An 18,559-nucleotide genomic window follows, 5' to 3' on the forward strand; every position below is an offset into this window, starting at 1 on the left:
CTACCAATAAGAAGTATAACCAACATTTTCAAGAACAGACTGCATTTGCAGTACCTTCTGCCGGCTGGCGGGGAAAGGTGTCATTTCTGGTAGCAGACGATCGAGCAGTACGCGGCAGGTATCATTGTCCCCAGCTATTCTTACCAGTATCTTCATAGCGATCACTTCGTCCAGAAAGGCATATATCCAGTCTGCCGGTAAATCTGTTTTCTTTTGTTCGCAATGGAGGAAGCAGTAGACCAGTGTCTGATGCAGCACACGATCGCTTAATGCAAATTTTGTGTCTTCCAGTATGATATATAGTTTTTCAAGATGCCGAAAGATACGCATACCAATATCCGGATGATTCTGATAGGCAATGAACCTGTCCGGAGGAGGCGCCATAAGCCACGCTGCAGGCTCATAAGTTGGCGGATATTCCCATTGTTCAGCTTCCCTAACCAGTTTTTCCTGTAGCGGTTTCATTTTCACCTCAATGGTCATGGCCCTGTCGAGTAACCTGGTACTGATGGTGCGGGTGATCTCATTCATATTCACAGTACCTATCACAAATAAATTAGCTGGCATACTGATCCCATTTTCAAGGAACTGCTGCTGCAAATCACTATTCCCCAACAAACCCAACTGCTGCCAGAAAGTGGGATCACCATGGCTGTAATGAGCTACGTCCCCGGCATCGATGAACGGATCATATATTCTTTTTCCATCGTGTACCCTGGCAGTTTCCAACACACTCAGAAAATCCGAAAAATAGTGTTCGGGCTGCGCCAGGTTCATCTCATCAAGACACAAGATGAAAGGGACTTCCGGATATTTCCAGGCCTTTATCATAAAACGCAGCAGTTTCGTACAATGGTATCGTAATATCCCGTTGTGCGTAACCGCATAGCCCAGGAGATCGTCTGGTTCGTGCCAGTCAGGCCTTACACTGACCATCTCAAAATTGCCCGGCCTGTTCCCTGTACGGAGAGCAGGGTCAGAACAGGTCATATAAGCCAGTTTACGTGCCGTCCAGGACTTTCCGGTCCCACTGTTGCCACCCAGTAGCACGAACGGCTTTGTCTTTAAAGCCATTAGCAGTTTGCGGTAAGGATGTCCAAATGCGGGAGCAGATACTTTTCCCGTAATGCGATTTTGAGGCTGTTTTAAGCCCTCTTTTCTTTTGGCAGGAGTTACCAGTTTCATTTGTATGTTCGTTTGGTTAACAGGTATGTTTATAGCCTCTACGTGCATATTATATCCCTCTAATGCATCCCAGGCAGGACCGTCAGTAAACAGCTGCTGTAAATCACCGACCCTTTCCAGCCGGTTGGTATTTTCTCCCTCATCGCTCCACAAACTTGTAACGGCTACCTGACGGAGTGGCTTTTGCCATTTCCAGCCTTTCGGAATAGTCACGATCTGTTGTATCTCATATTGACGGAATTCGTCGCCTTCCATGCCGGCATAGGTAGCATCGTCATAATCGAACTCCTTTAGCATCGTCAGCTTATTACGGACTGCCGTACAGGTAACCGCTGTCGCAATGGTGTATAAGGCTTCCATTTCCTCCCGGTTAACAAAAAAGACAATTTCACCGGGTGTGGCATCACCCAGCTCAGCGTCGTTCCAGAAAATGAATGTCTTGTCGTGGGATAACAGGTTATGATAGTCAGGATTGCCTCCCCTGACATCATAGATTTTCGCAGGTTTCATACCTGCAATTTATTTAAACAAAGGAAATAAACAATTAAAAATCAATTACTTATCAATTTGATATTATTTTTATCAATTTGATCATGACACATATAAAATATGCGTCTAACCAATTTTTCCTCTCAACCTGGCACACAAGTCAGGCAAATAAGGTTCCGTATTAAAGATGCCATCCCGGAGTCGTCTAAATAAGGGTTGCTTCGGGTAGATCTCCGGTACATAACTCGTAGATAAGCCATAGATAAGCCGTATATAAGCCATTCTTATAGATACGGGTTATCTACGGCTTATCTACGAATTATCTATTGCTTATGTACGGGTAATGTTGCTGATTAAGCCATGATAAAGCTTTTACAAGGCCTGGTCCTGATATAGGTTACACGTCCTGAACAGCCTGAATCGTCAGGACGTACTGAAAACATTTATGGTTTGCCGTGATACCGCAATAATTTCACTGTTACCTTGTTTCATGCAGGGAGCTCTTTACAGCAGCAGTATATTGCCGCCAATCCGGTGTCAATTATCTTGTCACAGACCCTGATAACCAGCTATAGCTGTTTAAACAGATACCCTCCGATTCATATAAACTGGACGATTCTCAAAAAAAATCGGCAATTTGCAGCCGTAACCTTTTATGACACCCTCGTAACTTATCAACCGATGGAACAGGTACAGATCGGAAAGTGTGTTTATATCATCAATACGGGCAAGAACCTTTTTAAAATAGGCAAGACGCAGGATCTTCAGAAAAGACTGGCGGCCTATCATACCCATCTGCCTGTAATGTTCCGGGTGATCAGGCAATATGCTGCTGCGAACATGACGGAGCTGGAAGAGTGTCTGCATATCGTATTCCAGCATAAGCGGGTGAAAGGTGAATGGTTTGAACTCAGCAAAGAGGACCTTGTTATCTGCGATAATATTGCACGCAATTACGCGCTGACCGAATTACATAAACAGGCCAGAAAATATAACGTGATCCGTTATAGCGATAATCCGCTGTTACAGGTTATGGAAGCCAACGAAAAATACCTGCAGGATTATTCCCGGGTAGCGCAGGATATTGAGCTGGGGCTGAGTACAGATGAGATCTTTGAACTCAACGAGGGCCTGGTCAGCAAAACAGTGATCGAAACCGTACGCCGCCTCCTGAAATACCGTACGCCTAACTCCGAATTCCTGAGTAAATGGTTGCTGGTCGTAAATGACCTGGGTGCAGGATCGAGCGAAAATGCCATCCTGGAAAGGTATAAAGGTCAGATCAGCCGCAGCACGATACATATGATCAAAAGAATACTCCGGAACCAGCTGTATTAGTCCGGAAAAGCCGCTATCCCCCTGTATTGACGTCTGCATGTGGACTACATAGACCTCCGCTGACACGGGATGCTCTCTGGCTGACTACGCAATTATATACGCTCCCCTGCTCTTTAACTCTTCACCTCAGCACAGAGATTATCTGCTAACTGTTTTAGCTTATTTACCCCTCTATCCTCACAGCTTCCGCACCTGGTTTTATCCAGTCTCATCATTGCATATATAGGGATGCACCCTGTCATGATTACGCAATTACACACACTCCCCTTGCTCTTTAACTCTTCACCTCAGCACAGGGATTATCTGCTACCTGTTTTAACTTATTTACCCCTTTCCGCTCACAGCTTCCGCACCTGGCTTTATCCAGTCTCATCATTGCACATATAATTGATTATCAGTCAAAAATTATTTGGTATAGGAATTGTTAAATTAAAATTAGTTGTTAAACTCTGGAGTTAGACAGGTGTCTAAATATCAATAACAGGGGGAACACAGAACTCTCTTTAACGCGTAGTAATACAGTTTGATTTGCGGCCAACCAATCAGGCTGTGGCACCACACTAAATACATCAATAATGAAAAACAGGATATTTTTACTGGGCGCGCTCATTGCCCTGGCCACCGTGAGCTCAGTAAACAGCGCATCAGCCCAGAGAGGACGTTTCGGAGGTGGTGGACATGTATCTGTAGGACGGGGTGTAAGCAGACAGGTCGTTTCTGCACCACGTGTATCCACCAGGATCGGCGTAGGAGTAGGCGTGGGTTATGGCGGATACCGGAGCTGGGGTGGCAGAGGGTATTATCACGGCCCTTCACATTATTACGGTGGTCACTATTACCGTCCGGGCTATTATTATCGTCCTTACCGCTATTACGGTCCGCCTATCGGCTTCCGTGTCGGCATACTGCCTTACGGCTTCCTGACCTTTAACACAGGCTGGGGCCCCTATTACTATTCTGATGGTTTCTTCTACCGTCCTTATGCCAATACGCAAACGCAAACCGAACAGTATGAAGTGGTAGACCCACCTATGGGTGTCGTGATACCATCCCTGCCAAGCGGAGCGAAAACAGTTGTCATCGATGGCAATACCTACTACGAAAAAAATGGTACGTTCTACCAGGAAGTACAACAGGACAGGCAAACAAAATATGTTGTAGTAGGTAAGAATGGAGAACTCAATACAGGTAACAATCAGGATGGACAAAATGAAAATACGGCGCCTCCTGAAGATGAAATATATGCGACATTACCTGATGGTAGCCGCGGTGTAGAAATCAACGGTCAGCAACTGTATGTTTCTCCGGACGGTATGTACTATCAGGAAGTAACCAACGCCGATAATTCACGGGGTTATAAAATTGTCGGTAAAATGTCTGCTGACAATTAATCCTTCTTCTAACTAAATGAGCAAGTGGAACATAGTGGCGCGATGCCATTATGTTCCACTTGTCTTTTTAAGACGATATGTAAAAGCACGTATATATTAAGTTCATGTTAACCGACTTATAATTCATATCACCTCTTCTTTTATAGAATTTATTTTATTATTTTTAACAGACCTTTAAGACATATGCTTCCATTTTCAGGAATGCATCTCAGATAACCATAACAACCATATTTGTTTTTTATGAATCCTATAACCCGAGCAAAAGACGCTACCCGTAAGGGTATACCACTGATTCATTTCACTTTTCACTTAAAACATTCAGCAAAAAAATATTATCACATATAATTCGGATTTAATTAATCAACGAACAGTGAACAGTGATTATAATTAATGCTCATGTGAGAGATCGGGCCGTTTAGCCTATATAATTCTGCGCTATGAAAAAGCTGATATCCTAATCGAGAAACAGGAGTGTTATGCCTTGTAAACGACGTCTGACAAAGCATAACGAGGAATTACAGCCAGAGATACCTTAGAAATTTGAAATTAATACACGCGGTATAACATCTCACGATGATTTAAAAATCATGGTCAGGATGAGTCATGCCTGTTACCTATTAAACATCAACTATGGATACACCTACAATTATCGGTATTACCCCGATGGAGCATCCTGATGCACCATTAGCCCTTGCCCTGGCGCAGACCGGCGCGTTCCCTGTATTACATCTCGGACGCAATAAAGTAGCCGCTGAAAAAGCATTAAACGTTTTATCTCAACACCACTATACATTCGGTGTATGCTACTCCGTTAGTGAGATGGCAGACATCCCATTACCAATACAGGTTACACTGGTCATCGCACCTTTTGCCATAAGAACCAGTGTACAGCAAAACATTACGACCTATTACCAGGTGCATTCCCTGTCAGAAGCCTTAGCAGCCGCACAGGAACAGGCAGATGGTATTATTATAAAGGGGAACGAAGGCGCCGGAAGAGTAGCGGAGGAATCCAGTTTCATTCTCTTTCAGCAGATCGTCAAAGCCCTCCCGGATACAAAGATCTGGGTACAGGGTGGCGCAGGTATCCATACCACTGCGGCCCTCATCGCTACCGGTGCGGCAGGTGTTGTACTGGATAGTCAGTTGCTGCTTTTCCCTGAGTGTAAAGCACCTGCCGCTATCAAGAACGTCTGTGAAAAACTGAATGGGAACGAAGCCCGTGTGATCGATCAGTTCCGTGTACTGATACGCCCTAATTCTCCCGCTCTGCCGGAGCATGCCACGCAGAAAGACATTACACCATATCTTGATATCATTGACCTGGACAAAGGCCTGCTGCCGCTTGGACAGGATGTAGCCATTTCTATAGACCTGGTGAAACGCTACAAAAAACTCGGCCGGATGATCCGCGGATTGCAGGAAGCGATCCGCGGCCACATCGTACAGGCCAAAGCCGGCAATATCTTATCTCCGGATAATGCACTGGCCAGAGAACTCAACATCACATACCCTATTGCCCAGGGTCCGATGACACGCGTGAGCGATGTTCCCGCATTTGCTGCAGCGGTGGCAGATGCTGGCGCATTGCCCTTTGTAGCGCTATCTCTGTTAAAAGGAGACACTGCAAAAACACTCCTGCAACAAACCAAAACACTGGCAGATAAAAAAACCTGGGGCGTTGGGATACTTGGATTTGCTCCTCCTGAACTACGTGATGAACAGATCGCTTATATCAAAGAAGTGAAACCACCGATGGTACTGATCGCAGGTGGCCGTCCTTCACAGGCGAAGGAAATGGAAGACATGGGCATTACCTCTTTCCTGCACGTACCTTCTGCCTCATTACTGGATATGTTCATTAAGGAAGGTGCGAGAAGGTTTGTCTTTGAAGGCAGAGAATGCGGCGGGCATGTTGGTCCGCTGTCCAGCCTTGTATTATGGGAAAAACAGATCGAACGCCTGTTACAGGAAGAACAGGCCAGTGCCTTTAGTATCTTCTTTGCAGGTGGTATCCATGATGCGCTTTCTGCTGCTTTTATTGCGGTAATGTCGGCTTCACTGGCCACCAAAGGGGCTAAGATCGGCGTATTGATGGGTACGGCCTATATCTATACCAAAGAAGCGGTAAGCACAGGCGCGATCCTGCAACAATTCCAGGATCAGGCCATACTGCATAACAGTACGGTCCTACTGGAAACAGCTCCTGGTCATGAAACCCGCTGTCTGCAATCACCATTTACGTCCTTCTTCCTGCAACAGAAAGCGCGTCTGCAGGAAGCACAACTGGATAAAAAAGAGATCTGGGCCAAACTGGAAGACCTTAATGTCGGCAGACTCCGTATTGCCGCCAAAGGTGTCGAGCGGAAAGAGAACGGACTGGTACACATCGATGCCACCCAACAGTTACAGGATGGTATGTATATGATCGGTCAGGTGGCGGCCATGAGACAGGCCATTGTATCGATGACCGATCTGCACAAGGATGTGGCGGAAGAATACCTCAACCATATACAGGCGGCGGCCTTACCTGAACTGCCTGTTACATCAGAAAAAGCACTGGATGTAGCCATTATCGGTATGGCTTGTATTTATCCCGGCGCACGTAATGTGGAAGAATTCTGGGCCAATATACTGGCAGGGAAAGACTGCGTAACGGAAGTACCGGATGAACGCTGGAATAAAGAACTGTATTACGATGGCAACTCCAATGATGGTGATAAATCACCTTCCAAATGGGGCGGTTTCATTCCCCGTATAGACTTTGATCCGGTTGCTTTTGGCATTCCTCCGCAATCACTGGCAGCGATCGACCCCACACAACTGTTAGCTTTACTTGTTGCCAGACAGGCACTGGAAAATGCCGGTTATGGTAACAGCGATTATAATACAGAAGACGTCTCGGTAATCATCGGTGCAGAAGGAGGAAATGATCTGGCCAATAATTATGGCTTCCGTTCCCTTTACAGACAATTCCTGGGAGAAATGCCGGAAGAACTGGATAATGCATTACCTAAACTTACGGAAGACTCCTTCCCCGGCGTTCTGGCCAATGTCATCTCCGGGCGTATCACCAACAGACTCAATCTGGGTGGCCGCAATTATACTGTCGATGCCGCCTGTGCTTCTTCACTGGCAGCCGTTGACCTGGCCTGCCAGGAACTGATTTTAGGTAAATCAGACATGGTACTGGCCGGAGCGGCTGACCTGCACAACGGTATCAATGACTATCTCATGTTTGCCAGCACACATGCCCTGTCCCGCAAAGGCAGGTGTATGACCTTTGATTCCGCCGCCGATGGCATTGCCCTGGGTGAAGGTGTCGCTATGCTGGTCTTAAAAAGATATGCTGATGCGAAGCAGGACGGAGATCACGTTTATGCTGTTATTAAGGGCGTTGGCGGCTCCAGCGATGGCAAAAGCTTAGGACTGACCGCTCCGCGTAAAGCAGGGCAAATAAAGGCCTTAGAAAGGGCATATGAGCAAAGCGGGATATCCCCTGCTGCCCTTGGACTGGTAGAAGCACACGGTACCGGTACTGTTGTGGGAGATAAAACAGAGCTGAGTGCCTTATCGGATATGCTGGTCCAGTCAGGCGCTACCGCCGGACAAACTTACCTGGGCTCTGTAAAGACGCAGATAGGGCATACCAAATGTGCCGCCGGTATTGCAGGTCTTATCAAGGCAGCGCTTTCGGTGTATCATGGTGTAAAGCCTCCTACCCTGCATATGCGGAACCCAAATGCTTTCTATAATGAAAATACCAGTCCTTTTCTGTTCAATACTGCCGCCGGTCTATGGCTGGAAGAAGAACGGTTTGCTGGTATCAGCGCATTCGGATTCGGAGGTACCAACTTCCACGCAGTCATCAGCAATGACCGGACAACCGGCACTAAAGCAACGACACTGACCAACTGGCCTGCAGAGCTATTTGTATTCCGCGGAGAGAACGATACGGATGTAAAACAGCTGATGCAGGCGGTCCATACTATACTCTCCAATAATGATCAGATTGCATTAAAAGATATCGCCTATAGCCTTTATCATTACAATGATGCGCCTGTACGCCTGATTGTAGTTGCCGGTACGCGGGAAGACCTCCTGCTGAAAACAGAACTGGCACTATCCGGCGCCACGTCCAAGGATATCTATGTAACCGGTAACACCGAAGGGAAAGTAGCTTTCTTGTTCCCGGGACAGGGCAGTCAACGCGTCAATATGGCGAGAGAACTGTTTGTGGCTTTCCCGCAGATGCGTAAGCTGTTAAAGCAATATCCGCAGTATGAAAAATTACTGTTCCCGGCAGCTGCTTTTAGCGAAGCGAAGAGCAATCAACAGAAGGAAAAGATCAAAGACACCCGTATCACACAGCCACTGCTGGGCATTGTAGATCTGGCAATGGCGGAGTTCTTACAGGACCTGGGCATTCAGCCCGATATGGTGGCAGGACATAGTTATGGTGAATTACCGGCGCTTTGTTTCGCAGGTGCATTCCTGGCTGACAAACTGGTACCATTAAGCGAGAAGAGGGCACAGGCGATCGTCGATGCGGTAGAAGAAGATAAGGGTATCATGGTGGCGCTGAACAGCAATAAAGAAGCACTGGCGCCATTTATCGCACAAGGTACCGGTGTTTATGCCGTGAACCATAATTCTCCGCAGCAATGGGTACTGGCAGGTGCGACACCGGCCATGGAAAACCTCATGAAAGAACTGAAAGCACAGCAGATCTCTTTTAAACAAATGGAAGTCGCCTGCGCATTTCATAGTCCGCTGATCGCAAAATCAGCAGCCCTCTATACTGCAGCCATCAGTGATGTTACCTTCAATCAGACATCTATACCCGTATGGTCTAATACGACTGCCACATTATATCCGGATACACCTGCTGCTATTAAAGCACGCATGGCGGAACATCTTGTCAATCCGGTACTCTTCTCCGAACAGGTACAGCAGATGTATGCTGACGGGGCCAGGATCTTCCTGGAAGTAGGTCCGGGTAAAATACTGACAGGCTTAACCCGTTCCATCGTGGGTAAGGATAATGTACTGCTGCATACAGAAGATACAGAACCAAATGCGATCACACACCTGCTGCATACTATCGCAAAGTACATGGCTACCGGCAGAAATGTGCAGCTGGATAAACTGTTTGCAGACAGGAACATCCGCGCGATCAATCTGGATGCTCCTGAACAATATAAAAAGAGTGCTACGATCTGGCATGTAAATGGTCAGCTGGCCGTTCCTTCCGTAGGTAAGCTTCCTGCACATGGCGCGATGCCGGTGTTACAGCCGATCCGGTTACAAGCGACAGCGGCGGCACAGGTAGTGACAGCTCCTTCCGGCAATGCAGAACTGATGGTACAGGAATACCTGAACAGCGTGAAATACCTCGTACAGGCACAGCGCGATGTGATCCTCGGTTACCTGGGACAAAATCCTGCACATATCAATCGCCTGGATATACCTGCTACGCCAACTGCATTACCGGTCACACCAGCCAGAAAAGAGACTGCACCCACACAGATCACTGTATCTGTCAATACACAGCCTGTAAAAGGAAAACAGGATGTGAAAAAGATCCTCATTGAAGTGGTAAGTGCCAAGACTGGTTATCCACATGAGATGCTGGGCATGGAAATGGACATGGAGGCTGACCTGAGTATCGATTCTATCAAACGTATGGAAATCATCGGCGAACTGAGAACGCAGATGGGTGGCTTTAATCAAAGCGGTAAAGGCGATGAAGGCGCGGTAGAACAACTTGCAGGTATTAAAACGCTGAACGGACTGCTGGAATGGATCGCTGACAATGTCGGCGATGCACAGGCGGAAACCGGCGGTATCTCTTTACAACATGCTATTGAAAAACCAACCAATATTCCACCTGCCGGCGCTTCCTGGAGCGAAAATGATATCAGGAGCACCATACTGCTGACCGTCAGCGAAAAGACGGGTTACCCAACTGAAATGCTGGGTATGGACCTTGATCTGGAAGCTGACCTGAGTATTGATTCCATCAAACGGATGGAAATACTGGGTGAACTGAAAGTGAAGATCGGCGGACTTGGACAGTCCGCTGGCAACACAGAAGCGCTGGCAGGCATTAAAACTTTAAACGGACTGGTTAGCTGGATGACAGGTAATCTGCCTACCCAGGTTACCACCTCTGTTGCCATCGAAGCGACTGTTGCACCCACCATCAGCGCAGCGCCGGCATCTCTGTCGAGAATTACTTTTTCACTAATCCCTTCTGCATTCAATGAAAAAGATGCGGTGAGCATCAGCGGTAAAAAGTTTGCCGTTACAGACGATGGTTCTCACCTGCCCCTGGCCATTAAGAAACTGTTGGAGCAACAGGGCGCGCAGGTGGATATCGTTACCGAAAAAGATATACTCGAATACTACCAGGGCCTGATCATACTTGACATGGTCGCAGCTCCTGACAGACCGGATATACTGTCCACTTTTGCTACTATTAAAAAGCTGCATCCGGAAAACGTACAATGGGTGTATGCGATCTCTGGTCTGAACAGCGGCGATATACAACAGCTGCGCGAAGTACAGGGGTATCCTGGTTTCCTGAAAAGCCTGGACAAGGAATGGGACCATGCAAAATGCAGAAGCATCAGTCTGACGGGACAACTATTCCCCGAAAAGATCCCTGCCATTATACTGGGAGAATTACTCCATCCGGATACACCTGCTGAAGTTATTTACCACGATGGCATACGGCACATTTTCGACCTGGTGCCTAAGCAATTGCCTGTCAGCGATACTGCCGGTATTGCGCTGGAAAAAGAGGCAGTCGTACTGGTACTGGGTGGTTCTCAGGGCATTACAGCAGAACTGATGGTACGTTTTTCCAAAGATTATCCCTGCCACTATGTGCTGGTAGGCCGTTCTCCAGATCCCCGTCAACTGGACCTCCCGAATTATTCTTCACTGAAAACAAAGGAGGATATCAAACAACAGCTGATCAGGGAAGGTGAGATCACAACACCGGCTGCGATTGAAAAACGTGCTTCAGATATCCACAAGTCGAATCAGATCTTACAGACGATCCGGGCACTGGAAGACAATGGTTCCGCCGTGTCTTATCATTCACTGGACCTGAGAAATGAAGCGGAACTCCATACCCTCATCAGTACCCTGTATGAAACCCATGGCCGCATAGACGGCGTGGTACATGGAGCAGGATTACTGGAGGATAAACTCTTCAGACAGAAAACGGCAGACTCCTTTGAAAGAGTGTTCTCCACCAAAGTGACCCCACTGAGAATACTGGTGGAAAAACTACAGGCAGATACCCAGTTTGTCGTACTGTTTTCAAGTGTAGCTTCTGTATATGGTAATCGCGGACAAACCGACTATGCTGCGGCTAATAGTGTACTGGACAGGTATGCGTGGGAACTGAAAAACCTGATCAAAGGAAAGGTGACGACTATCAACTGGGGCCCCTGGAAAGGTACCGGCATGGTATCACCAACACTGGAAAAGGAATACGAGCGCAGAGGCATTGCCCTGATCCCTTTACAGGCAGGTATGGAAACCTTTGTAAACGAACTGAAATACGGCAACGAGAGTCAGGTACTGATCATGGCGGAATAGGCTATTACCAGAATTAAAGTTGTGACAATGAAAAAACAGGTTGACGCTGCTATTATAGGCATGTCCGGCATATTTCCGGGCGCCGGTGACATACATACGTTCTGGCAGAACATTATTCATAAAAGAGACGCGATCCAGCCCGTGCCGGGCCACCGGCTGGACGCCAGTTATTTTGATGCCCACTCCACCGATGTAGATCGTTTCTATTGCCGGAAAGGAGGCTTCATCGATGATTATGCCTGGTTCGATCCTATCCAGTTTGGTATTCTGCCCCTGGCGGTAGAAGGGACGGAACCGGAACAACTCCTCACCCTTACATTGGCCAGACAAGCATTACAGGATGCCGGCGTAACAGACAGCCATGCGCCGCTGGACAGGACGGGCATTATCATCGGGAAGGGGAATTATACAGGTCCGGGAGCCACCAGGGCGATCGAGATCGTGCGTACCGGAGAGCAGATCGTACAGGTCCTGCAAAACCTGCTGCCCGATCTGGGACAGGAAGCCCTGGACAAAGTAAAAAAAGAGTTCCAGCAGCAGAAAGGACGTTTCGGTCCGGATACTGCCATGGGACTGATCCCTAACCTGGTTGCCTCACTGGTCGCTAACCGTTTGAATCTCGGCGGAGCGGCCTATACGATTGACGCAGCCTGCGCCAGTTCATTGCTTGCCATAGATCACGCCATACAGGAATTAAGCTCCGGCAGGTCAGATATGATCATTGCCGGTGGTGTACACGTATCACAAAACGCCCCTTTCTGGAGCATTTTTACTCAGCTGGGCGCACTATCCCGGCGTCAGCAGATCCGTCCCTTCGATCAACAAGCGGACGGCCTGCTGATTGGAGAAGGATGTGGATTTGTTGTATTGAAAAAGCTGGAAGATGCTATCCGCGACCAGGACAGGATCTATGCAGTCATTAAAGGAACGGGCATATCCAGTGATGGGGCAGGTACCAGTTTGATGAGTCCTTCGGTAAAAGGACAGGCCAGAGCGATCAGACAAGCCTGGGAAGCCGCGGGCATATCACCGGAAGAAGTAGGCTATATAGAAGCCCATGGCACCGGTACACCCCTGGGCGATAAAACGGAACTGGAAACACTGGCGGGCGTGTTTGGTCAGCAGGGAAAATTACCCAAAGCCGGTATTGGTTCTGTAAAATCAATGATAGGACATACCATGCCCGCTGCAGGCATTGCAGGGCTGATCAAAACAGCACTGGCTTTGTATCATGGGAAACTGCCTCCTACCCTGCATTGCGATACGCCACTGGATATAATGGCACAGACACGTTTTGCCCCTGTTACAACTCCGCTCGACTGGCAGGAAACAGGATTACCAAAACGTGCCGGCATTAATGCATTTGGCTTTGGTGGGATCAATGCGCATGTGGTGGTAGAAGGTATCAGTGAAGAAATGATGCCTGTCCGTAAATTATTCCAGGGGAATGCTCCTGCTGCACCGGCATTGTTATTACTGGCCAGAGAGAATCAGCAGGCATTGATACAGGCACTGGAGCAACAGGAGACCAATCCTGGTCAGGGCGACTACCGTATTGCCCTCTTTGATCCTACACCTGAGCGTATACGTAAAGCCATTAAGATCGTAGAGCGGAATTCCCCCTGGCGCAATAAACAGGACATCTGGTTTACCAATACACCACTCATCAGTAAAGGCGGTAAAGTAGCTTTTCTCTTCCCTGGTCTGGATGGACTGGCAGGCGGAGAAACAGATAGTGTGGCGGAATACTTCCGGCTACCGCTGACTACTACAGGTGCTTCCGATAAAGAAGGCGTCTGGGATTCAGCTGTACAGTTACTGGAAAAGAGCCATGTACTGGACTCCGCCCTTAAACAACTAGGGGTATATCCGGATATGAATGCGGGACATAGTCTCGGGGAATGGCTGGCTGGCCGTTCGTCAGGACTGGCAGCAGAAAGTTCCGTGAGGATGTTATTACAGGAACTCAATCCGGCGGCATTCGAACAAAAAAACACCCGCTTTCTCGTAGTGGGCTGCGGTTATGAACGCCTGGCTCCTCTGCTGGAAAACATTGCAGATATTCATCTTTCCATGGATAATTGTCCGCAGCAGGTGATCCTCTGCGGCACCAATGAAGCCGTAGATCAACTGATACCGGTACTCAGATCCGCACAACTGTTCCACCAGGTACTTCCTTTCCAGTCCGGCTTCCACTCGCCCTTTGTGGCAGGGAAGCTGGACATGTTACTCAAAGGTATCAGTCAGGTGGAGTTTCAGGAAACGACCATTCCTTTATGGTCTGCAACTACGCTAAGTACCTATCCGAATGACTTTGAAGCCATCCGGCAACTCAGCATTGATCATCTGATCAAACCGGTACGTTTCCGGCAGCTGATCACGCAATTGTATGATCAGGGCGCAAGGGTATTTGTACAGGCAGGATCAGGCGGTCTGACCGGCTTTGTGGATGATACCCTGAAAGGACAGTCATACAGCGCATTATCAGCCAATATCCCTACCCGTACCGGATTAGAACAACTGCAAAGGGTGCTGGCCGCCCTGTTTGTGGAAGGAAAAGCAGTAGATCTCTCCTTCCTCGGCATCAGCAACGTACAAGTTAAAACCGCACCAAAAGGCACGCCTGTTAAACTACAACTGGGTTCACCGATCGTCAGGAATATCGCAGCACTGGCGTCTCTGCGGCCCACACACGCAAGGACAGCCGTTCCGGCAGCACCTACACCTGTCATGCAGTCATTCCTCGAAAACTGTGAAGAGATCACGGCTATACAGGAAGAGATCATCGCCTTGTTTAATACGACTACAACTGTTCCAGCCAGGCGGACACCCGTGTCCAGGCAACTGGACATTTCCCTGGAAAATACACCTTATCTCATTGACCATGCATTGCTAAGGCAGAAACCCGGCTGGCATTGTCCTGATGATATGGATCCTGTTATTCCGATGACGATGATCTTTGAACTGTTTGCCGATATCGCGGCTGAACATGCAGCAGGTAGTAAAGTCAGCAGCATCTCCCAGATACAGGTATTCCAGTGGATGAATGTAGCAGCGCCTTTCAAAGCAGTAGTGAAAGGAGCATGGCAGGACCAGCATACCATCTCCATGAGCATTGACAAATATGCCCAGGCACTGGTTACCCTGACAGACAAACAGGAGATCGCCCCTGCCCTGCATTTACACGCCGGCACACCACTGTCCCTTAGCAGGACACCAGCTGAGATCTATGAGCAACATATGTTCCATGGACCTGCTTATCAGGGCATCCGCCAGATTATCACTGTAGGAGATAAAGGCATCACGGGTATCATTGAAAGCAGTACAGGTAAAGGTTCCCTGCTGGATAACGCAGGACAGTTATTCGGACTCTGGCTGCAACTCACATTGGAAAAAGACAGGATCGCTTTCCCTGTGAAGATCCAGGAGGTGATCTTTTATGAAGATATGGAAGACCAGCAGGGCGTGTTCGAATGTACCTGTCAGTTGACCGAAATGACCGCAGATACGGCCACGGCAGACTTCATTCTCCGCAGGAATAACCGCACCTGGGCGATCATCAGGGGCTGGCAGAATGCCAGACTGGAAATAGATGAACCCCTCTGGAAAGTGTCTATGGCGCCGTTACATAATAGTTTGTCGGTAGAACTCGCACCCGGCATCTTCCTGTTCCGTAATTCCTATCAGCGTGTGGTATCCTGGGATTTCATCATGAAGCGTTATTTCAACCAGGCAGAAAAGGCCGATTTAAGGGCCATGTTGCCCCATAAACGGAAGGAACGTATTATCTCAAGGGTAGCCGTAAAAGACGCCGTAAGGGCCCTATTAAAGCAGGAAAGGCAGGAAGCCTATTACCCTATAGAATTTGAGATCAGGAATGATGCGCTGGGAAAACCATTCCCTAAAGGGGCTATGACCCAAAACCTCCATATTTCACTCGCCCATAAAGACAAGGAAGCCGTGGGTATTGCCCGATCCGGCAGACCAGCAGGTATTGACATAGAGCTGATCGCAGAAAAGACGGATGGCTTTATTGAGCTGTCTTTCCATCCGGAGGAGCTGGCACTATTGCCCACCACCAACAGGACGGAATGGATCATCCGGTGCTGGGTAGCGAAGGAAGCCTATGGCAAATACCTGGGAAAAGGCTTACAGGGCAATCCGAAGAAATACAAAATAGACAGCATCAATGGCGACACATTTCAGATCGGCGATGTCACTGTTCAAACAATTAAACACAATAACTATATCATAGGATGGACGCTATAACTACTCAACAACCTTTAAGCAGTGAACAGATCTTCAGTCTGCTTAAAACCTTCATTACTGAAGTCATCGGAGAAGAATTTGTAGAAGACCTGGATATTTCCCGTGAAAGTTCTTTTACAAGAGATCTTGAAATGGACAGCATCGAGATCGTCTCCTTCTCTGAAAAGGTAAAGTCTCACTTCGGTGAACACATTGACTTTACCGGCTGGCTCTCTGGCATGGACCTGGACCAGCTGATCAACCTTAAACTGGATGACATCATTAAATACATTGAATCATGCCAGTCATCAAAGTAAAAAACAAAAGCGTTCATATCCAGGAATACAATAAGGGTGCGAAGGAAACGATTGTATTGATCCATGGTATGTTCAGCAATCTCTCCGTGTATTATTTCAATATCGCACCTGTACTGGCGCAGTCTTTTCATGTTGTGTTATATGACATGAAAAGCCATGGAATGAGCGATCGCTGCGAATATGGTTATGATCTGCTTTCCATGACAGATGACCTGCGCGACCTGATGGATGCATTGCACCTGAAATCGGTACACCTGGCGGGTTATAGCTATGGCGGACTGGTAGCCATGAAAATGGCGATGCGGTATCCCTCCAGGGTAAAGAAGCTCGCGGTGATCGAAGCACCTGACCCCAGTGACAGTGAGACGCTGAGCATCATTGACATCTACAGCAAAGAATTCCTGGTAGATTATATCAACAACTATACAGATACTACACGGATGCGCGTGGGTAAGCGGCAGCTGGATAAGAATCACCGGATGTATGAATACCTGTTCTATCAGACCAGTATTAAAGAAGATATGCACAATGAACGTTTTTTCTTTTCTGCTGAAGCGCTGGACAGTATTCCACAGGAGACGCTGCTGATCTATGGAAAATCATCCAACTGCCTCCCCTCCGGCAGGAAACTGTATCACACTGTACCCCGTTCCAAATTGATCCTTATCGAGGGCGACCATAATCTGCCGATACAACAGCCGGCAGAAACAGCAGGTAAACTGAAAGATTTCTTTGAAGGATGGCAGGTCAAAATCAAACAGATCAATAACAGATTATGGCAAGCTTTGCGTTTATAGTTCCCCCACTCATGGGGCATATCAATCCAACGCTGAGTCTGGGAGCCGCATTGCTGCAACGCGGGCACCGGGTAGGCTGGATAAGCCTTGATGCTACGCTGGCCGACAAACTACCGGAAGGAGGCGAACTGTTACACATACAGTATGACCAGGATGATGCTGCGAAAAAAGACAACGCCGAATACCTTGATCAGATCACTAAAAAGAATGTTTCCGGTATTGAGAGCATCAAGTTTTTGTACGAGGACGTACTGATCCCCCTGAACAGGTTTATGTATGATGGTATCGTCAGCACATTGCATCGCTATCAGCCGGATGTGATCATCCATGATCATCAGTTGTTTGCCGGTGCGATGGCTGCCTGGCAGCTGAAAATCCCCTATGCAACCTCTGTTACCGCACCAGCGGCTATTAAGATGATGGAAGACCTGCCGGGTATACATGAATGGGAGATCAGACAGATCGTGAGCTTACAACAGGAACTGGGTATTCCCGGAGATGCTTCAGTGGCCACATCGGAGGCACTGACACTGGTATATACCTCCAAAACATTTTTTGGCGATATGTCGTTGCCGGATCATTACAAGTTTGTGGGCCCGGTGATACTGAACAGACAATCCCTGCATCCCTTTGACTGGGAGCGGTTCAGACAGTTGGGTAAACAACCACGGATATTGGTGTCTATCGGTACCACATTCGATCATAGTTATAAAAAAGAGTTTTTCGGAAAGGTCATAGCAGCATTGGGTGGAGAGCCTGTTTCTGTGATCGTTGTTTCCAATGTCAGTCTGTTTGAAGCGTGGCCTGACAATTTCATCGTACAGGAGAAAGTTCCGCAGCTGGAGCTCCTGCCTTATCTGGATGCAGTCGTGTGCCATGGCGGTCATAATACCGTATGTGAAACCTTATCTCATGGCCTGCCATTGGTGGTTATCCCTATAGCCTATGATCAATCGCACGTGGCAGGAAGAGTGATACAGGCGGAAAGCGGTGTACGGCTGAACTACAAAAGGTTTAAGGCGGAACATCTGAAAACAGCTGTCTGGGACGTACTGACCAATCCATCTTATAAAACAGCAGCACAACGCATACAGCATTCCTTTGCGCAGGCAGGCGGCGCTGCCACTGCCATCGCCTTACTGGAAAAACTGGCTATCCCTAAACATTTCCATCATTAATC

Annotated in this window: 8 protein-coding genes; 7 read left to right on the top strand and 1 reads right to left on the bottom strand. The window is 47.9% G+C overall.

Going from position 1 to position 18,559, the window contains the following annotated elements:
- Positions 1 to 1,695, bottom strand: a complete 1,695-nt coding sequence (locus BMZ72_RS15290) for an McrB family protein (RefSeq protein ID WP_089809693.1) — start codon at positions 1,693 to 1,695, stop codon at positions 1 to 3.
- Positions 1,696 to 2,355: 660 nt separating this feature from the next.
- Here BMZ72_RS15290 and BMZ72_RS15295 point away from each other — a divergent pair.
- The 7 genes from BMZ72_RS15295 (at position 2,356) to BMZ72_RS15325 (ending at position 18,557) form a co-directional block, all read left to right on the top strand.
- Positions 2,356 to 3,012 carry a GIY-YIG nuclease family protein gene (locus BMZ72_RS15295; protein WP_089809852.1) on the top strand — a complete coding sequence of 219 codons (657 nt, stop codon included), beginning with the start codon at positions 2,356 to 2,358 and terminating at the stop codon, positions 3,010 to 3,012.
- 575 nt (positions 3,013 to 3,587) lie between these two features.
- Positions 3,588 to 4,403 (top strand): DUF6515 family protein, encoded by an 816-nt coding sequence (locus tag BMZ72_RS15300; RefSeq protein WP_089809695.1) that lies wholly within the window; start codon positions 3,588 to 3,590, stop codon positions 4,401 to 4,403.
- 630 nt (positions 4,404 to 5,033) lie between these two features.
- On the top strand, positions 5,034 to 12,017 hold the full coding sequence (locus tag BMZ72_RS15305) for a type I polyketide synthase (RefSeq protein ID WP_089809697.1): 6,984 nt from the start codon (positions 5,034 to 5,036) through the stop codon (positions 12,015 to 12,017).
- 27 nt (positions 12,018 to 12,044) lie between these two features.
- Positions 12,045 to 16,286, top strand: a complete 4,242-nt coding sequence (locus tag BMZ72_RS15310) for a type I polyketide synthase (protein ID WP_089809699.1) — start codon at positions 12,045 to 12,047, stop codon at positions 16,284 to 16,286.
- Positions 16,274 to 16,582: an acyl carrier protein gene (locus tag BMZ72_RS15315; RefSeq protein ID WP_089809701.1), complete on the top strand. Its 309-nt coding sequence runs from the start codon at positions 16,274 to 16,276 to the stop codon at positions 16,580 to 16,582. The genes BMZ72_RS15310 and BMZ72_RS15315 overlap by 13 nt, the downstream gene beginning before the upstream one ends.
- Positions 16,564 to 17,379 carry an alpha/beta fold hydrolase gene (locus BMZ72_RS15320; protein WP_089809703.1) on the top strand — a complete coding sequence of 272 codons (816 nt, stop codon included), beginning with the start codon at positions 16,564 to 16,566 and terminating at the stop codon, positions 17,377 to 17,379. The genes BMZ72_RS15315 and BMZ72_RS15320 overlap by 19 nt, the downstream gene beginning before the upstream one ends.
- The gene (locus BMZ72_RS15325; RefSeq protein WP_089809705.1) at positions 17,358 to 18,557 is read left to right on the top strand and encodes a glycosyltransferase; all 1,200 of its coding nucleotides are present in this window, start codon (positions 17,358 to 17,360) and stop codon (positions 18,555 to 18,557) included. The genes BMZ72_RS15320 and BMZ72_RS15325 overlap by 22 nt, the downstream gene beginning before the upstream one ends.
- Positions 18,558 to 18,559 lie beyond the last annotated feature (2 nt).

The organism is Chitinophaga sp. YR627 (assembly GCF_900114995.1).
In the GTDB taxonomy this organism is placed as follows: Bacteria; Bacteroidota; Bacteroidia; order Chitinophagales; family Chitinophagaceae; genus Chitinophaga.

Coding starts and splice junctions, on each gene's coding strand:
- BMZ72_RS15320 (WP_089809703.1), top strand. CDS start 16,564: ATGCCAGTCATCAAAGTAAAAAACAAAAGCGTTCATATCCAGGAATAC.
- BMZ72_RS15305 (WP_089809697.1), top strand. CDS start 5,034: ATGGATACACCTACAATTATCGGTATTACCCCGATGGAGCATCCTGAT.
- BMZ72_RS15325 (WP_089809705.1), top strand. CDS start 17,358: ATGGCAAGCTTTGCGTTTATAGTTCCCCCACTCATGGGGCATATCAAT.
- BMZ72_RS15310 (WP_089809699.1), top strand. CDS start 12,045: ATGAAAAAACAGGTTGACGCTGCTATTATAGGCATGTCCGGCATATTT.
- BMZ72_RS15300 (WP_089809695.1), top strand. CDS start 3,588: ATGAAAAACAGGATATTTTTACTGGGCGCGCTCATTGCCCTGGCCACC.
- BMZ72_RS15295 (WP_089809852.1), top strand. CDS start 2,356: ATGGAACAGGTACAGATCGGAAAGTGTGTTTATATCATCAATACGGGC.
- BMZ72_RS15315 (WP_089809701.1), top strand. CDS start 16,274: ATGGACGCTATAACTACTCAACAACCTTTAAGCAGTGAACAGATCTTC.
- BMZ72_RS15290 (WP_089809693.1), bottom strand. CDS start 1,695: ATGAAACCTGCGAAAATCTATGATGTCAGGGGAGGCAATCCTGACTAT.